This is a genomic window from Plebeiibacterium sediminum (assembly GCF_026013605.1).
In the GTDB taxonomy this organism is placed as follows: domain Bacteria; phylum Bacteroidota; class Bacteroidia; order Bacteroidales; family Marinilabiliaceae; genus Saccharicrinis; species Saccharicrinis sediminus.
On the sequence record NZ_JAPDPJ010000008.1, the window covers coordinates 20,954 to 38,903 of the forward strand.

9 protein-coding genes are annotated in these 17,950 nt (G+C 34.4%); 3 read left to right on the forward strand and 6 right to left on the reverse strand.

All coding sequences use genetic code 11. From position 1 onward, the window contains the following. Positions 1-282: 282 nt before the first annotated feature. From OM075_RS05600 to OM075_RS05610, 3 genes are all read right to left on the reverse strand, one after another. Entirely contained in the window at positions 283-1,584 is a 1,302-nt protein-coding gene (locus OM075_RS05600; protein WP_301189502.1) for a TolC family protein, read from the reverse strand. Positions 1,585-1,612: 28 nt separating this feature from the next. Further along, positions 1,613-4,867: an efflux RND transporter permease subunit gene (locus OM075_RS05605; RefSeq protein ID WP_301189503.1), complete on the reverse strand. Its 3,255-nt coding sequence runs from the start codon at positions 4,865-4,867 to the stop codon at positions 1,613-1,615. Positions 4,868-5,034: 167 nt separating this feature from the next. Next, entirely contained in the window at positions 5,035-6,150 is a 1,116-nt protein-coding gene (locus OM075_RS05610; RefSeq protein WP_301189504.1) for an efflux RND transporter periplasmic adaptor subunit, read from the reverse strand. Between the two features lie 396 nt (positions 6,151-6,546). Between OM075_RS05610 and OM075_RS05615 the strand changes: the two genes are divergently transcribed. The 3 genes from OM075_RS05615 to OM075_RS05625 all read left to right on the forward strand — a co-directional run bounded on the left by OM075_RS05615 (position 6,547) and on the right by OM075_RS05625 (position 9,873). Then, positions 6,547-7,557: a sensor histidine kinase gene (locus tag OM075_RS05615; protein ID WP_301189505.1), complete on the forward strand. Its 1,011-nt coding sequence runs from the start codon at positions 6,547-6,549 to the stop codon at positions 7,555-7,557. 225 nt (positions 7,558-7,782) lie between these two features. Beyond that, positions 7,783-8,505, forward strand: coding sequence for a LytR/AlgR family response regulator transcription factor (locus OM075_RS05620; RefSeq protein ID WP_301189506.1), 723 nt, complete (start codon positions 7,783-7,785; stop codon positions 8,503-8,505). Between the two features lie 780 nt (positions 8,506-9,285). Next, a complete protein-coding gene (locus tag OM075_RS05625) occupies positions 9,286-9,873 on the forward strand; it encodes a YceI family protein (RefSeq protein WP_301189507.1) in 588 nt (195 codons plus the stop codon). Between the two features lie 510 nt (positions 9,874-10,383). On the opposite strand, the gene OM075_RS05630 is transcribed toward OM075_RS05625, so the two are convergent. The 3 genes from OM075_RS05630 to OM075_RS05640 all read right to left on the reverse strand — a co-directional run bounded on the left by OM075_RS05630 (position 10,384) and on the right by OM075_RS05640 (position 17,783). After that, positions 10,384-13,185, reverse strand: coding sequence for a family 78 glycoside hydrolase catalytic domain (locus tag OM075_RS05630; RefSeq protein ID WP_301189508.1), 2,802 nt, complete (start codon positions 13,183-13,185; stop codon positions 10,384-10,386). A gap of 306 nt (positions 13,186-13,491) precedes the next feature. Beyond that, the gene (locus OM075_RS05635) at positions 13,492-15,813 is read right to left on the reverse strand and encodes a DUF5703 domain-containing protein (RefSeq protein ID WP_301189509.1); all 2,322 of its coding nucleotides are present in this window, start codon (positions 15,811-15,813) and stop codon (positions 13,492-13,494) included. Between the two features lie 551 nt (positions 15,814-16,364). Next, positions 16,365-17,783 (reverse strand): sialate O-acetylesterase, encoded by a 1,419-nt coding sequence (locus tag OM075_RS05640; RefSeq protein WP_301189510.1) that lies wholly within the window; start codon positions 17,781-17,783, stop codon positions 16,365-16,367. Positions 17,784-17,950 lie beyond the last annotated feature (167 nt).

Below are 17,950 nucleotides of genomic sequence, written 5' to 3' on the forward strand. Positions count from 1 at the left end.
CATTTTTATAAAATTTTGAATATATTTGTAGCGTAAATCTCAATAAATCTAAATTGTTTTGGTATGGGAATAATTGGTATTGCTGCATTGCTAATTGGAATTTTCATTGTAAGGAGAGAAAGAATCAAACTTGTTAACAAGTTGCATAGTATTCAAGACCATTAAGCCCGTTTTTATATACTAGGTAATAGTTGTAAAAAAGGTGGAACGATATTAAAAAGAAAGGTTGACAAATTATTTTGTCAACCTTTCTTTTTTTATAATAACCGTAACTTATTTTTATTAATACTCATCTACAATACCACCCGTTATGCGGGTTAAAGCAGTTTGAGACTCTATAACATTATATGTTGCATTTAACTTTTGAATGGCAGCATTTAAGTAGTTAATCTGAATAGCTCTGAAATCAAAGGAATCAATAGATCCGTTTTTAAGTTTTTCTTCAGCCATATCCATATTTAGTTTTGCCGCTTCTTCTTGTTCATTAGCTAAAACAACTAATTCTTTTTGAACTTCATAGGTGCTAAATATTTGCATCAACTGATTCTGAAGGCTATGTTTCATTTGGTCTATTTCAACCAACCCCGATTCTTCTTCAATCTTTGCAATCTGAACACTTCTTTTTCGTTGCCCACCGTTGAAAATTGTGTACGATATATTCAAACCTACATTGACATCAGAAAAGTTTGTTTCAGTGTCATTAGCAGAAGTTTTTGAAAAATAGGTATTTCTGTTTGTTTGCGAAACACCTCCGTTTAAACTAATTGTAGGAAGATAATTGCTCTTTGCTAAAGCAGTTTCTTTTGACAATAATGTTTGATTAATATACTGATTTTTAAGTGTTGTGTTATTTGATATTAACTTATTACTTAAATCAGATAATGTGTAATCAGGCAGGTCACTTTTTATTTCAGAAGTAAGTTGCCACATAGTATTGTCTTTAATTCCTAAAATAAAATTTAGTGTTCTGATAGAATTCTCGTAGGAAACTTTTTGTTGTAAATAAGTTGATTTATCAGAAAGCCATGAAGTCTTGGCTAACAAACTTTCGTAAGTAGTACTAACGCCAATTTCTTTACCACTTAATTCTCTGTTATATCTGTCTTCAGATAGACTCATTAACTCATCGTATACCTTTACTAGCTCTTGTTGTACAATACAGTTGTTATAGGCAGAAATGATATCCTGAATTGTATTTTCAACAAGAATAACGGTATTACCTTTAGATAGATTTTCAAGTTCTTCAAATCGTTTTTTAGTGATTCGTGCAGAAAAACCATCAAATAACAGCCAGTTTAAACTAACCTGAGGCGAAAGACTTTCTGTTCTGTAATCCTCATTATCATTATAATTAAGGTTTTCAGATAATCCTGCGCTGAAACTAACTGTGGGTAAAGCGCCTGTATTACCCCAGTTATTATTAATGGAAGCAATATTTTCGTTGTTACGAGTCACCTTTAAATCGTAATTGTTTTGCAGACCCATTTCAATGGCCTGCGATAAAGATAAGGTGTTTTGAGACTGCATACCCATTGAGAGTATGCAGAATAAAACGGTTAATATCTGAATTTTAATGTTTTTCATTACCATTGTTTTTAAAATCGATCTTAATTTAATCAATATGCAAAGTACTATCAATTTTCTTTGCCATATTTTCCTTCATTGTTTTATCAATCTTCGCATATTTTACTGCCGGTTCTAGATCTTCAGGTGTAAAATCCTCGTTTATGTCACTTTTAGGATTGAATATTTTTACAATTGTAATCCATATTTTGTGCATTAAGATCATGTTTTTGTTATTTAAAACAAGTAATACAGGTAAAATAACAAGAATAAATAAGGTTCCGAACAAAATACCATAAGCTAATGCTGTAGCCATTGGTAATAACATTCTGGCGTCCGGGCTATTTTCAAGTATTAAAGGCATTAACCCACCAGTAGTTGTAACAGTAGTCAGGAATATAGCTCTAAACCTTGATAATCCAGCATCTTTCACGGCAGGAATCAATTGCATTCCTCGTTCCAGGTTCATATTGTATTTAGATACAAATACAATGGCATCGTTAATTACTACCCCAGATAAGGCAACCATACCCCATAAACTCATCATTGACAAAGGCTGACCATGAAATCCGTGTCCCCAAACAGCGCCAATGATACCCAGTGGAACCATCATAATGATTAAGATTCCCTGGCGGAAAGATTTAAAGTAAATCATAATGATAAGGACCATAATGATAAATGCCAAACCAAAATACATGAGCATACTACCACCTTGTTCTTTACTATCCTTTTGCTGTCCTTGTTGCATTACAGTAATGTCAGGATATTTTTTTATGATTTCGCTTAGGATATTCGTTTCGATAAAGGCCAGGATATCCGGAACAGATTGTGACTGATCTTTTTGGAAAGCATTAACCCGAACCTCTCTACGACCATTAAAGTGATTGATAGAACTCAAACTACGCGCTGTACTAATTTCAGCAATGGTTCCTAAAGGAAAATCTCCATGAGCAGTATGAATGATCATATTTTCAAGTTGACCAACAGTTTTACGATCCTCGCGTGCGTATCTTACATAAACCCAAATTTCATCTTTACCTTCTTGAATACGTTGAGCTAATGCTCCATAAAAACCCTGACGCACTTCAGACATTAAACTAGATAAGGTTAATCCCAGCGCATATGCCTCTGGTTTTAAAGTTAAACGTAGTTCCTGACTACCCAATTGGCTATTATCTGTTATGTTATACAAGGCTGGCATTTGTGCCAATTGTATTTCAAGTTCTTCCTTTGCTTTATCTAATTCTTCTGCATCATATCCCAATAAACTGATGGATACCGGAGCTCCAAAGCGATTTGATGCACCAACTGCAAATTTATAAGCCTCTGGAATTTTACCAACCTGTTCAGCAATCGCTTTCTTAATGATCTGATCAGAAACCTGTGTTTTTTCTAAAGAATTAAGGAAAACGCGGATCATACCAGCATTGGTACCTCTTTCAGTTCCTGAAAATGCACTACCCATAGAAATACTCATGGCCGAAATATACGACATGGTATCTCCTTGTTCTTCCATTAATTCATTGTTGGCTTTCCAGGCTTTATCTTCAATTTCAAATAAAAGTTGCTTGGTAATTTCTTCATTCACCCCTGGTTTTAAAGCCAGGTCAATGGTAAACATATCAGATGGAGAAGCACCAAAATATGTAAATCCAATTACTCCTCCGCCAACTAAACCTATGGTAATAATAAATAAACCAGTTATTGATGCCATTGCTATTCCTCTGTGAGTTAAAACCCAATCTAAAAAAGGAGCATAAATACGGTTTTTAAAACCATCTAACTTTTTATCGATATAAGCGCGAAGTTTACCGTATAAAGAAGTTTCCTTGTTTGGTTTTAATACTTTAGGATTTGCAAGGTGACCAGGCAAAACAAACATACCTTCCATTAAGGATATGGCGAGGCAGACGACAACAACAAAAGCCATCTCGTACATCACTTCCATTTGTCCTTCAATTACGAATAGCGGACTAAAGGCAATCATAGTTGTTGCAACCGAAGTAAATACGGCAGGTAACACCTCCAATGTTCCTTCAATAGCTGCACGTCGGGGAGATTTACCCATTTCAAAGTGAGTAAATATATTTTCACCAATTACAACACCATCATCTACCAGAATACCAACAATTAATATCATTCCGAAAAGACTGATCAGGTTCATGGTTAAACCGCACAGGTTACCTACGATAAACATCCCAAGGAATGATGCTGGAATACCCCATGCTACCCATAAACTCAAACGGATATTAAGTAGTAAGGATAATAATAGTACAACTAAAAATACTCCTTGAATACCATTTTCAATAAGGATACTTAACTGACCATCGATGATATCAAGGAAGTCCATGCGGACTGTAATATGAAAATCATCGTGCGACTTATTAAACTCTTCAATATATTCTTTTACGATATTGGATATATCCTCTAAGTCTTCAGAATTTAATTTTTGTACCAATAAGGTAACACTTGGTTTTTTATTTACATAACCATTACTTGGATCTTCGGGAACCTGTAGCTTTACACTAGCAACATCTCCAATTGTAATAGGCTGACCATTCTCGTTAGCCTTAATTACAATGTTTTCAATGTCTTTAGGTTTAACTGATTTCTGGCGACTGATAATTTTGATTTGTTCACGTGGATTACGGATAGTACCTCCCGAAGCATCCAGGTTATTTTGTGTGATGGCAGTTCTAACATCCGTAAATGTCAGGTTATATCTGCGTAACTGTGTTTCGTTTAGCTCAACAGCCAATTCAAGATTTCGAGGAACACCAAAAATACTAATCTGAGATATTTTTCCTGTTGCTAATAAGTCATCTTCAACTTTATTAGCCATTTTATTTAAGTCGAGAACATTTCCGGACTCAGCTGATAATGACATAAACATGGCCATATCGCGGGCACGTCCTTTTGCAACAATTGGTCGCTCTGCATTAGCCGGAAAGTTGGAGATACCATCTACTGTGTTCTTAACATCGGATAGTAGTTCGTCCATATCATAACCATTTAATGCGGTTATGGTAATACTTGCAGAACCTTCGCTCGATGTTGATGAGAACTCTTTAATACCTGAAATTCCTCTTAAACTATTTTCAACAAGAGAGGTAATTCCTTCGTCCATTTCTTTGGGAGTGGCTCCCGGATACATCACAGAAACCGAGATGGTTTTAGATTCCACTAAGGGGAATGTAGCCTTTTTCATATGGCTCATGGAGAAATAGCCTAACAATGCCAGCACTACTATCACCATTGTTCCATAAAAAGGATATTTTACGAATTGTGATAAAATATTTTTCATCTGTATAAATTTATTTTCAACTGCCAGAAGGAACTACCATATAAATTAGATGAACCTCCTGTATGTAAATTTGTGCAATCAAACTTACATGGTTGTTTTATGCATTTATTCTATGTTTTTTGTAGCATGGAACTAGCAATACTCAATAGAAAATTAGTAATGATAGCTTAGTCGCGTGCTATATACTCAACATTTGAGCTAATAGAGGCTAACGACTCGGTAACAATAGTTTTGTTTTCTTCAATACCTGTGATAATGTAAGTATCGTTGAGTGATCTTATAATATTAATCTTAGTTTTATCCAGCTTTCCTTCATTTAGTACATAAACATATGTTTCTCCAACTAAAGATTCCCTGGGTATCTCAAATCCATTGACAGTCTGACCTTCAAAAGCTATGTCAACATATTCACCTTCCAGTAAATTCATCTGACTGCTAGGATAAAAAGTAAGATAAACATTAACCGATTGAGTTTCTTCATCAACATAACCTGATATTCGTGATACTGATATGCTGGTTTCAGCACCGGTTCTTTCAATTAAGGTAGCTGTATCGCCTTTTTTAATCCATTGAATATCGTCGGTAAATACAGGAACAGTAATTTCTAATTTATCAGAACGGATTAATGTAGCCAAAGTAGAACCCATTGATGCAGCAGCACCAATTTCTCTGTTTACAGTTTTTAATGTTCCATTAAAAGGAGCACGAATGGTATATTTGGCTAAGTTTATTTCTTGATTTTGAAGATTGTAGTAGTTTGTTAATACATTGTTGGCAGAAAGAAAAACTTTTTCCTGATTAGAGTTTATTTGTGGTAACTCAGGTAAGTTTTGCTCAGGATCAATAGCTATAAAAAAGTTATTCCATTTTTCGTATTCGTTAGGATAATCAACTTTAATATCCGGAAGAATCTGAGCCAGAGTTTGTAAAAAGCTGCTGATACTGGCCTTGTGAGTAGCAAGTACATCTTCTTTATAAATACGAACAATAATATCATTCTTCTTAAAAGATTCGCCTTCTTTAAATAAAATGTCCCCCTGAAGTATACGTCCTGAAACTTCTGCCGTTAAATCTACTGTATTGAAAGCAGAAACCCGACCACGGTATTTCATATTTGTTTCAATGTCAGAATATTTAATCTGACTGGCCTTAACATTCATCGTATTATGTATTAACGAATTTTTTTGGGGATCAGGTTTTGAGTTAATCAAATATCCCGATAATACGATAGCACCAACAATAATAGCCAAACCAATTAGGATGCTAAATACGTTCTTCTTCATCTGTTTAAATTTTCTTTCTCTGTATGTAATGTCCACAAATAACTCCCTGTAAATTTCATATAAGTATATAATTTGCAGTTCTTTTATGTATAGTGTTCATATTATACAGCGTATTATTGATATTATTAAATTCTATTATTTGAGAATTTAAAAATAGATTGGAGATGTGTAAAACAGAAACTTAATGAACAAACGTATAGTTTTTATATACCAAATACGTTTTATATGTATTTAAGACAGCTGATGTTAGTTGTTCGTTAAAACTAAAGGTTTATGATAAAAGCAAGTACATTTGTTTAATAATTTTAGGATTCAGCATAATGTTATTTAGTTTTGTTACGAACATGGTATCGTATGTTTTACGATGATTTTACCACCAAACAAAAAAAACAAATTGTGAATTTAAAGTTTGCTAAAAAATATTGGGTGCAGATAGCTGTCTGGGGAGCGTTGTTTGCACTCTACTTTAATATGATGTTTTATTTTGCATCGTTATTAAGAGCCATTGTTATTGCAGCATACAATGTGGGCTGTTTGGCTTTGGTCTATAATATTATTGTATATCATATTTTCCCCAAATACTATCATCAAAAGAAAAAGTACTTTTTTTCGTCATTTGCTATAATATTAGTGCTTACCTCAATTGTGGTAACCGGAGAGATTTTATACTTTGATTATTTTAGTAATGACTCATCTGATCATCCTCCGATCATGTTTTTGTTTATGCGATTGTTTATGCAGTTTAGTTTGGCCTTTTTTGCCGCAACATCGGTTAGTTTAATGGAGCAAACTACTCAGCTAAAAGTCAATGAAAAGCTTTTAAACGAAGAGAAATTAAAAACTGAATTAAAGTTATTAAAGGCTCAAATTAATCCTCATTTTATATTTAATGCATTAAATAATATTTACTCGTTAACCTACATGGGCAAGCAAAATGCTCCTGAAAGTGTGTTGAAATTGAGTGAAATGCTACGCTATGTATTTTACGATTGTAATAAGGATAAGGTAAAGTTAATACAGGAAATAAAGTATATTGAAAACTTTATGGCTTTTCAGCAGATGAAATCTGAGCACTTACAAAATATTCAGTTTACCAAAGGAGCAGATGTGGATTCTATAGAAGTAGCACCTATGTTATTTATTCCTTTTATAGAAAATGCCTTTAAGTACAGTAAAATAGAAGAAATAGAAGAAGCTTTTGTAAAAATTGAAATAGAGAATAGTAATAATAAGTTATCTTTTATAATAGAAAATACGGTACCAGAGGTTGGTAGAAGTCTACCAGGAAGTGGTTTGGGAATTAAAAATGTAAAACACAGGTTAGAGATTATTTATAAAGATCAGTATCAACTTGATATTAATGAAGTAAATCAAATTTATAAAGTTGAATTATCTTTAGAAATATAAAGCAGTAGTTACGAAGTAGGAGTGAGCGGGAACTGGGAACAAGGGAACTGGGAACAAGGGAGAAGGGAGAAGGGTGATTAATGATTAATCCTAAATAGTGTCTACATTTAAGATGATAATAAAAAAATAATTACATATGAAACGAGCCATGCGATAAACTTCTCACACACGAGAATGATTGTTTTTTCGGCAAGTTTCATGTGGTGAAAAGAAAAAAATAAACACATGAAAATCAGATGTATAGTTATAGATGATGAACGTTTGGCAAGAGAATATATCATTAATTATATTGCCAAAATTCCTCAACTTGAATTATTAGGCGATTTTAATTCTCCTTTAAAAGCTATGGATCTGATCAAAGAAAAAAAAGTAGATTTAATTTTTTTGGATATTCAAATGCCTGATATCACCGGCATTAATTTTATGAAGAGTCTGGATCATAAGCCTGATGTTATATTTACCACTGCTTATCAGGAATATGCCATAGAAGGGTTTAATATAAATGCGACAGATTATCTTTTAAAGCCATTTTCCTTTGAACGTTTTTTTCAGGCTGTGAATAAGGTGATCGATAAGTTTGAAATGAAATCGGATAACCGAAATGTGACTTTAGATCCGGATTCTATCCAAACAAAAATAGCAGATACTTATTTAACAGTACGAGCCGATCGTAAATTGTATAAAATCAACTTTGATCATATTAAGTTTATTGAAGGGCAAAGAGCGTATGTTACTTTCCATACCGAAAACAAAAAAATTACTGCACTGGCTTCGTTAAAGGAGTTGGAAGATGCCTTACCTAAAGACGATTTTATTCGTATTCATAAATCATATATTGTATCAGTTAAAGAAATTTTGTCGCTAGAAGGAAATATACTTGAAGTGAATAATACAAAACTTCCGGTTGGGAAGAGTTATAAAGATGCTGTTCTTAAAATTTTTGGGTAAGGGTATAATATTATTCATCTGTTGTTATAATTGAAGACATATCTCGCAAAACAGCATGGCTATATTTCTTAGCAGAAATTTGGTCTCACAAAACTGCGTGGCTATATTTCTTAGCAGAAATTTGGTCTCACAAAACTGCAGGGCGATATTTCTTGGCGGAAATTTGGTCTCGCAAAACTGCAGGGCAATATTTCTTGGCGGAAATTTGGTCTCGCAAAACTGCAAGGCCATATTTCTTAGCAGAATTTTGGTCTCACAAAACTGCAGGGCCATATTTCTTAGCAGAAATTTGATCTCGCAAAACTGCAGGGCCATATTTCTTAGCAGAATTTTGGTCTCGCAAAACTGCAGGGCGATATTTCTTGGCCGAAATTTGGTCTCGTAAAATTGTGGGATGGTCAGTAATTCAGTATGTTAGGTGTTCATTTATTAGAGTTGACTGGGTTACTAAAAGAATCTGTCAAGGCCAATTAGACTGACTTTTAAAAATGATATTAACGCGGTGTAACAAACTGAAAATTAAGTATAGCGCGGTCTTCTTAATCATATGGCTTTGTCCATCTCCAATATATAAACTAGCGATCACATCATACAATACATTTTCATCCTAAAACTTATTTCTTAACATAGATCAAGTGTACGAGGTGTAATGCTGATCTATATTTGTATTAAAGATTTAAAACAAAAAAAGAATGCAACAATCAAGTCACTTTTAATCTTAAAGATTCTTGAGCGTTTCATTTGAATTAGAAAAAATAAAAACAATTAAAAATTAATACAATGAAAAGATTAAGTTTATTATTATCAGTCGTAGCAGTAATTACATTTTCAGCATTTACAGCAAGTAAATCTTCAGTATGGACAAATGATGCAGCACACTCTCAATTGTTCTTTACTGTAACACACTTAGGAATTAATGATGTTAGCGGAACATTTGATGACTTTACAGTTAATGTAGAATCAACTAAACCAGATTTTAGTGATGCAGTATTTAATTTAACAGCTAAATCAAGTTCGATTAATACAAGAGTTGAAGCTCGTAATAATCACCTTAAAAGTGCTGACTTTTTTGATGTTGAAAAATATCCTGAGTTGACATTTAAAAGTACAGCGATTAAAAAAGTAGAAGAGAACAAATATAAACTTACAGGTGATTTGACTATTCATGGTGTTACAAAATCAGTTACAGTAGATTTATTATACAGAGGACAAACTACAAATCCAATGTCATCAAAACTGACTACTTCTTTTCAAATAGATGGAACTATTAAACGTTCAGATTTTGAAGTAGGAGGAAAGTTCCCTGAACTAATCATTAGCGATGAAGTTAGAATTGTTGCTAATGGTGAATTTGTTCAACCTGAATAATAATAGCCTGTAAAAGGCTTAATTAAAACATTAAATATTTAAAGCATTGTATTTTTGATACAGTGCTTTTTTTGTTGGTATTATCTTGTACTGGAATAGCGTACAAAATAAAATAATGATAAGGGATAAGATTTGTGCCACAAGTTACAAACTTGTGGAAGAGATATGGAGGTCCAAGTTACAAACTTGAACCAGCACGATGTAAGTTATTTTGGACTGCCTAGCTAAATGCATAAGTTCGGCATAGCGTCTCGCTATGTTGCATAAGCCAAGGCCTCTTGCCTGATATTTTTGAAATAATAAATGCTAGTAGTAAATACAAAAGGCCAGAGGCCTGAAATTAACAACGAAGCGAGACGCTTCGTTGAACTAGAGCAAAGGTCCAAGTTGCAAACTTGAACCAGCATGTGCTTACAGCCCGGGTTATAACAAAGAATGTTTTTATATACAAAAAGAGGCTACCTATGAATAGATAGCCTCATGTCTGAATTAATATTTTACTATTGTATTTTACTTTGTGAATGTGTATTCACCTGAACCAACTTTGATTTTGATCTTACCTTTTTCATAACCTAAAACTTCAATATCCTTTGAAGTATCAATTGAATTACCATTTTCTAGTATGGTATCTTTTTTATCAGCAGGGAAGTACACTACAGCAGTTGAGTTTACCGGAACTGAAACATTTAATTCAGTTTGATGTTCTGTAATGTTCCATGCTGATTTTATGGTTCCGTATGGCGATTCATAACTTGTTTCGGTTGAAGAAATGTTGCCTGCAAACTGAGGTGCAATTTTTACTTCCTTATACGCTATTGAATTATCAGTTTGCTCAATACCTCCTAATCCACCATAAAACCATTCCATGATATGACCTAACATCAGGTGATTGTTTGAAACACGCTCTAACGCTTGCCATGATTCAGTTAAAGCTGTTGCTCCTTTTTTCAATTGAAAGCCATATCCCGGAACATCATCACGAGCATTCATATCAAATAACAAGTTACCTGCATCACCATTTTGTAAGGCTTTAACCAGGTAATGGAAACCAATATCTCCAGCAGTTAAATCTTTATTGCCATTATTAATAGATACGATTAAGGTTTTAAATACCGCATCCTTTTTAGCATCATCAACTAAACCAATTACCAAAGGCATTGCAATGGCCGTTTGACTTCCTGTGCTGTAGATATTGGTTTCAGCATCAAAGAAAGTTGAATTAAATACCTGCTTTATTTCGTTAGCCCAATCTCCATAATATTTAGATTCCTCTTTCTTATTAGTCAACTCAGCCATTTCGCATAACAACTTAACATCGTAATAATATATGGCAGTAGCAGTTAATGAACGTGGTGTTAACTGAGCATAACCCGGAGAGTTAGGACCTAAATCGTACCAATCGCCTAATCCAAAATCTAAAATATGATTTACAGATTTGCTTTTCAGGTAATCCACATATTGAGTCATCATAGGCCATGCCTTGTCCATTTGCGTTTTGTCGCCATACCATTTGTACATTAGCCAAGGTAAGATTACTGATGCGCTTCCCCATTCCGGAGAATCCCTGAAATCGCCATTGGCAAAGTCGAATACAGTATATTCAGGAGCAATAGTTGGAACCAGTCCATCAGCCGTTTGGGCGCTGATCATATCATCAATGATCTTACAGTACAAATGATACACATCGTAATTATAATGAATTCCACCACCCATTAAAAAGCTTTGCTCTAACCAACCTAATTTTTCGCGATGAGGACAATCCGTAGCCACACTTTGAAGGTTACTTTTAATGGCCCATTTAATTAGTGAATTAACTTTATTGAATAGTTCAAATGAGGTATTGAAAGTTCCGACTTCAGGAGCAGAGTTTCTGTTATGTAAAAGCTTTAGGTCGATGATTTCTGTAGTGTTTTCTTTCGCCATTTTTTGCGGCGTTGCACCTTCAACCTGAACATATCTGAAACCATAAAATGTAAAACGAGGTTTCCATGTTTCTACTTCATTACCTTTTAAGATGTAAGTGAAATAATAAGGTTTACCTGTTGCACCCTGAACGGCTTTGTTATCCTCATTAATAAGCTCCGAAGGATATAATTTAATAGTATCGCCTTTGTTTCCCTTTACAGTAAGTTCAACAATACCTGAAGCATTTTGACCAAAGTCGTATAAGTACCCGCCTTGCTCAGTTTTAACTTCAAAAACTGTATCAACAGCAATGGTTTCTTCAATAGCCACAGGATAATCCATCTCTGCAATGATATGATGATTAGGTGCTGTTGTTACAACAACATTCTTCCATGACGAATCATCAAAACCAGGTTTATTCCAACCCTCTTGCTCTAAACATGCATTGTAATCTTCGCCGGCATAAATACTCGAAAAAGTAATAGGACTGGCATCTGTTTTCCAGTTTTCATTACTAACAATTGACTCAGAACTGCCATCGGTATAATTAACTAAAATCTTACACATCATCTTAGGATTACCATAAGCAGTAAGCAGTTTACGGTATCGTGAATTAGGGATGTTGTAAAAACCATTTCCTAACCAAACACCAATGGCATTAGCTCCGCTATTTAAGTTTTCAGTGATATCGTAAGTGTTATAAAAGCAATAATCATCATAGTTTGTCCAACCCGGAGCCAGAAAACGATTACCAACTTTATTACCGTTTAAATCCATCTCATAATGACCTAATCCGGAAATAAATGCATAAGCAGATTCGATCTCTTTGTCTATATTAAACTCCGTTCTGATAATAGGAAGCACATGTTGCCCCAGTGGTTTGTGTTTCCACTCTTTACTGTAGTTAGGAGCATGGATTCCCGGAACAATTCTGTTGGCAGAATCCAACTCATCATAAGCAATCCATTTGGCGCCACTCCAGTCTGATTCAGAAATCAAACCAGTTACAAAATCTCCCGTTCCACTCCATCTGGATTCGTTATCTGATTCATCCCACACTTTTACTTTCCAGAAATATTTTGTTCCCGGAGTAAGTTTTTCAGCATCATATTTTACTAGGATACTTTGGTCACTTTGAACTTTGCCGGTATTCCATATATCACCATTATATGAATTCAGATTGTTTAAGTCAGAAGCAATGATTATCTGATAGGCAGATTGAGATTTACTTCTCTCATAGGAAATCATCTTCCAGCTGAAATGTATGTTTTGAACATCAACCCCCTGAGGATTGACTTTATTTTCGCAAAGAATTTCTTTAACCGCGATTTTCTCCTTGGTACAGGATGAAAAACTAATCAGGTTAAGGACTACTATTAAAATGCCTATTGCTTTTTTTGTTGACATCAGATTATATCTTTTAAATATTTACGATTGACTTTTATTTCAATAGATTGTTAGATTTTAGTCAAAAGACCAAAGACTGATTTACAAAACGCTTATTGTCCGTATTTTATATGTCTTACCATAAAATGCTCATTAATAAAACAATCAAAACATTACAAATACTTAACTAACTATTGTATTTACTTTTAATTGATATATATACCATCCCGCCTGTGTTATCCTCCTAAAATTCAGAGAGCAACTTCCTGCGACATTCTCCTCCTTTTGAAGGAGGAGTACCCGAGGAACGAGGGGGAGGTGGTTCTTTTATTTTAAATAATTCACTATATCTTTTTCTCTTTCTTTTGGTTCAACGTTCAGGTACTCTAATTTTCCATCTTTTACTTTTGCTTCAACAGTTGTGTTATTTGGCGCATGAAGTTTAAAATGTACATCCCAATCTTTTGGCCAGGCCGGGAATAGAAGAATCTCATCACCATTGGTTTGTAATAACATTTCCTGCAGTCCAATCATACCGGATCCACCCCAGTTATGATCAGGAACCCAATCGTAACCCGGTCCCCAGAATGCAGAGAATCTTCTCTCAGAATCTTTCAACTTCAATTTTGCTAATTCAGCTGCTTCCTTAGTTAATCCTAATCGGGCAGCAAAAATATTATCTTGTTTCCAGCCAATATGACTCCGAAACTTATTGGCATCAGGATCATACTTCCATGTGTTTACAGCCACTTCTAAATCAGGTTTCCCTACGCCATAAATTCCCCAAGGATATACAGGGTAAAGTTGAGGAACTTCAACGTTATTTACTCTTTCCCATAATTTAGCCGGTGCAATTGTTTTATGACCATCATATTCTGTAAAACTGATAGGAGGGATGTGTTCAAGCATCTTGCTCCATTTATCTTTTTGTTCCTGAGTCATGTATTTCTCCGGCAGAGCAATCGTTTCTTTTAATACCGTTTGCAAGGCTGCAATGGTTGAGGTTGAGTTATAACTCATTTTATAGGTTTCGCATGAGGACCCCGGATAAAATACCAAATGATTATTGGCATCATATGTTTTGCTACCTCGTTGTTTTGCCAGGTATTGGTAATGTTCATCGAAAAAGGTCAGGCAGCTTTCAATTAAAGGAATGTATTCAGAAATATCATTGTTGTTGTATTTCTCGGTTTGAAGAATCATATAACATATCTCCAAAACCGTGTCCCATTGATATTCGAGCCATGCATTATACTGCATACCTTTGTCGTACCAATCAGGTCGTTTCCATCCGTATTCACTAGGGTTAGGTAAGCCAAAGTTTTCTATTTGCTCGGTAAAGCAAGCACCATCATGTCCCCAATAGGTTTTGCTTCGTAATATTGCGTTGTTTAATATGCGTAAGTAGAAATCAAATTGCGGTTTCATCATATCAAAGTCACCGCTTTTTAGCATTGGGAAGTAAACCAGACGTTGGTTTTGTGCTGTAAATGTTCCACCTCCCCAGTTTCTAAAATCCGGAGTATAGTTCTTTTTAGCATCAACAAAAACCGGATCAACAGTAAATAAACCACCATTGAATTTGGTAGGGTAATTTCCATATGCATTACAACCCAACATATATCTGAATAACTGGTAGTTTTTTCCTACTTGGTACTCCTGGCTGTTTTGATCCTTACCTGATTGAATTTGAATAAAGCTTCTGTTCCAATACTGGTTCCACCATTCAATTGTTTTTTTGTGTGATGAGGATGAATATGTAGTTGCAGTTGATACTGTTTTCCAAAGTTCGGTTTGCCAGTCTTCAATAGATTCGGTTTGGTTTGAATGCAGACTTATTTTTAACTGATGTGCTTTAGACGCTTCTTTACTTTGAAGTTTCCATCCTTTAAAATCCGTATCTAAATATGTTCCATCGGTGGTTGTTACAGACTTGAAGTTTTTACCTGTCATATAACCACCAAAAGTTAAGTTGTGTAATGGATTATAAAGTTGATCTTTAATACCTGATAATCCCTGTTGATCTACAGTGGCATCAAAGACTGATTCAGCTTTATTTCTATGATAAAACAAAACACCATTATCCTTAAAAGATATTTGGTCTGCTAAAGTTTTTAGTCCTTTAGGAGGAGCCCATTTATAGGTGTTTTGAAAGCTTTCTCCCTTACGTAATTCTCTGTCCTGATAACGCCAGTTTTCGTATATAGCATCCACATTAATTTTTTGGTTCGAATTGATCTCAACTGATATCACAGGATTAAAAACATCAACCCAAAATTTTACATCAGCAGATAGGTTTTCTTTAGAACCAGATATCTGAACATATCCATCTTTAAGGATTAATTCCTGTTTAAAAGATTCTCCTTCAAATGGGTTAGGAGAGAGGTGAATTCTGACTCTGCCGAGTTTTAGAAAAGTATTGTTTTCATCAAAGGTTCCGCTCTTTGACAAGTAGAATATTATTTCTCCATTTTCTACCCAAACATTTGTGCCAATATCTCCACCTCCGCAGGGCATTGATTCGGATGAATTTTTACTTTGAGTTGTCCATACAACATTGTACTGATCCAAATCAACTTTGTTTGCACTGTTGATTAAACTGTTACAAGTTATTATGGCTATGAATATTAGAAATAATGTTTTTTTCATTTTGGAAAATTATAATATTCAGGGCTCACACCCAGAACTATATGATTACAGCCCTTCAGGCCTTGTGTGTTTATTTATATTTCCGCCCCAAGGCTAACTCCAAGGGCTAAAGATATCAGCCTTTCAGGCCTAATTTTCACTGTGAATATTTACCCAGCGTTTCGCCTCGCTACACACTGGGCTAATGTATTTAGGGCCTTCAGCCCTTATTTTTTGAATCAAGATTAATGATTCCTCCTTAAAATGCACTTTAACCTTTTTACCCTTAATAGTTTTTTCAAAGAAAACATCATAACAGGCTTAAAAAGCTTGTTATGGACGTTCTCTTCTCAAAAATTAAAAACACCCTTTTAACGGGGGATTTTTACATAAAACAACTAATACAAAAATTTAATTATAGAATATATTATTTAATATAGATCAAGTATTGAAAAATTAAGATTCAGACCTTCAGCCTGAGATAATCAGGATGCTCATATCAAGGGGCTATGCCCCTTGCTTTAATATTAAAGGCTTTCAGCCTTAAAAATTCAATTCTTTATTTATAATATTTACCAATTATCAGTTCTGAATGATGAAACAGGCAAACCATCAGTACCGAATAATTCAGCTACTACAAAATCCTTAAATGCATAGCGTACTGCTACTGGTTTTTTAACTCTTGGAGATGATAGTACTACTGATTTACTTCTTAAAAATACTGTTGCAGGATAAAAGCGTTTGTCTTCTCCTGCTATTTCAAAACCTTTAATTTCTTTACCATAGGATGTTAATCCGTTAGTATGGTTAAAAGAAACCACAACATTACTACCATCTACAGACATGGCATTAAAAGATGGACTTTTATATCCAAAACCTTCCATTTTATAAGTGTCGGCCAGCGCATACATGGCTAATCTTTCTCCTCCAACTTGTTTCTTCATTGGGTGGATACTTGTTTCTTCACCAATATCTAATAATACTACCATTCCGCTGTTAGGAATTTTAGCTTCAGCCTTTCTTTGAGCATCTCTTAGATATGCTGAATTATGTTTTTCTTCCTGATCTTCCAATGGCTTAAATACAGAATAATCAAATGGAGCAATTTGAGCATAATAAAAAGGGAAATCTCCCTGGCCCCATAAAGTACGCCATTCATTTACCATAGTAGGCAATAAGTCTTCGTATTTATCAGCTTCAATATAGTTTGTTTCGCCCTGGTACCAGATGCAACCTTTAATGCCATATCCAATAACTGGGTGAAGCATTCCGTTGAAAAGTACGGTTGGTGTACGATTTACTTCCGGAATAGAATCACCTTTTTCAGGTACTTTCTTGCCTTCAAATTCAACAGAAGTTTCTTTGCTCATCCATGCCTGAATGCATGAACCACCAAAACTTACATCGATTAATCCAACAGGAACATCAATCATTTCCTGCAATAATCGTCCGAAATAATACCCTGTAGCACTAAAATTAGATACTACTGCCGGACAAGCTTCTTTCCACTGACCTTCGAAATTATCCTGAGGTTCAGTTTTTGAGCTACGAGGGATAGATAACATTCGGATATTTTTATTTTTTGATTTTAAGATATCTATATTCGATCCTTCTACAGGTTGTCCCATGAATCCTTTCATTGGCATCTCCATGTTCGATTGTCCTGTACATAACCAAACTTCACCAATCATCACGTTCTTAAGAGTAATGGCTTTTCCATCACTAATGGTTACTTCATAAGGACCACCTGCTTCAGGTGTTTTAACCATTACTTTCCACTTTCCTGATTTATCAGATTTAGTAGTATAATTCTGGTTATTCCATGATGTTTGTACAGAGATAGACGTTTTAGCATCTGACCAACCCCAGATGGCAACTTCTGATTGTTGCTGTAATACCATATTGTCTGAGAATAATGCTGATAGTTTTATTTCAGCCTGTACTCCCAAAGTCATTAATGCAAACAGCAGAACTAAACTTAAATGTTTCATTCGTTTAACTTTTTATATTTTCTTTTTGTAATCAGATAATAGACATTAGATAATAGACATTAGATAATAGACATTAGATAATAGACTTATTCCCTTATATTAATACATAGGGCTTCGCCCTATGCTATTTTATTACGGCCCTTCAGGCCTTGATTTGCATTATTATT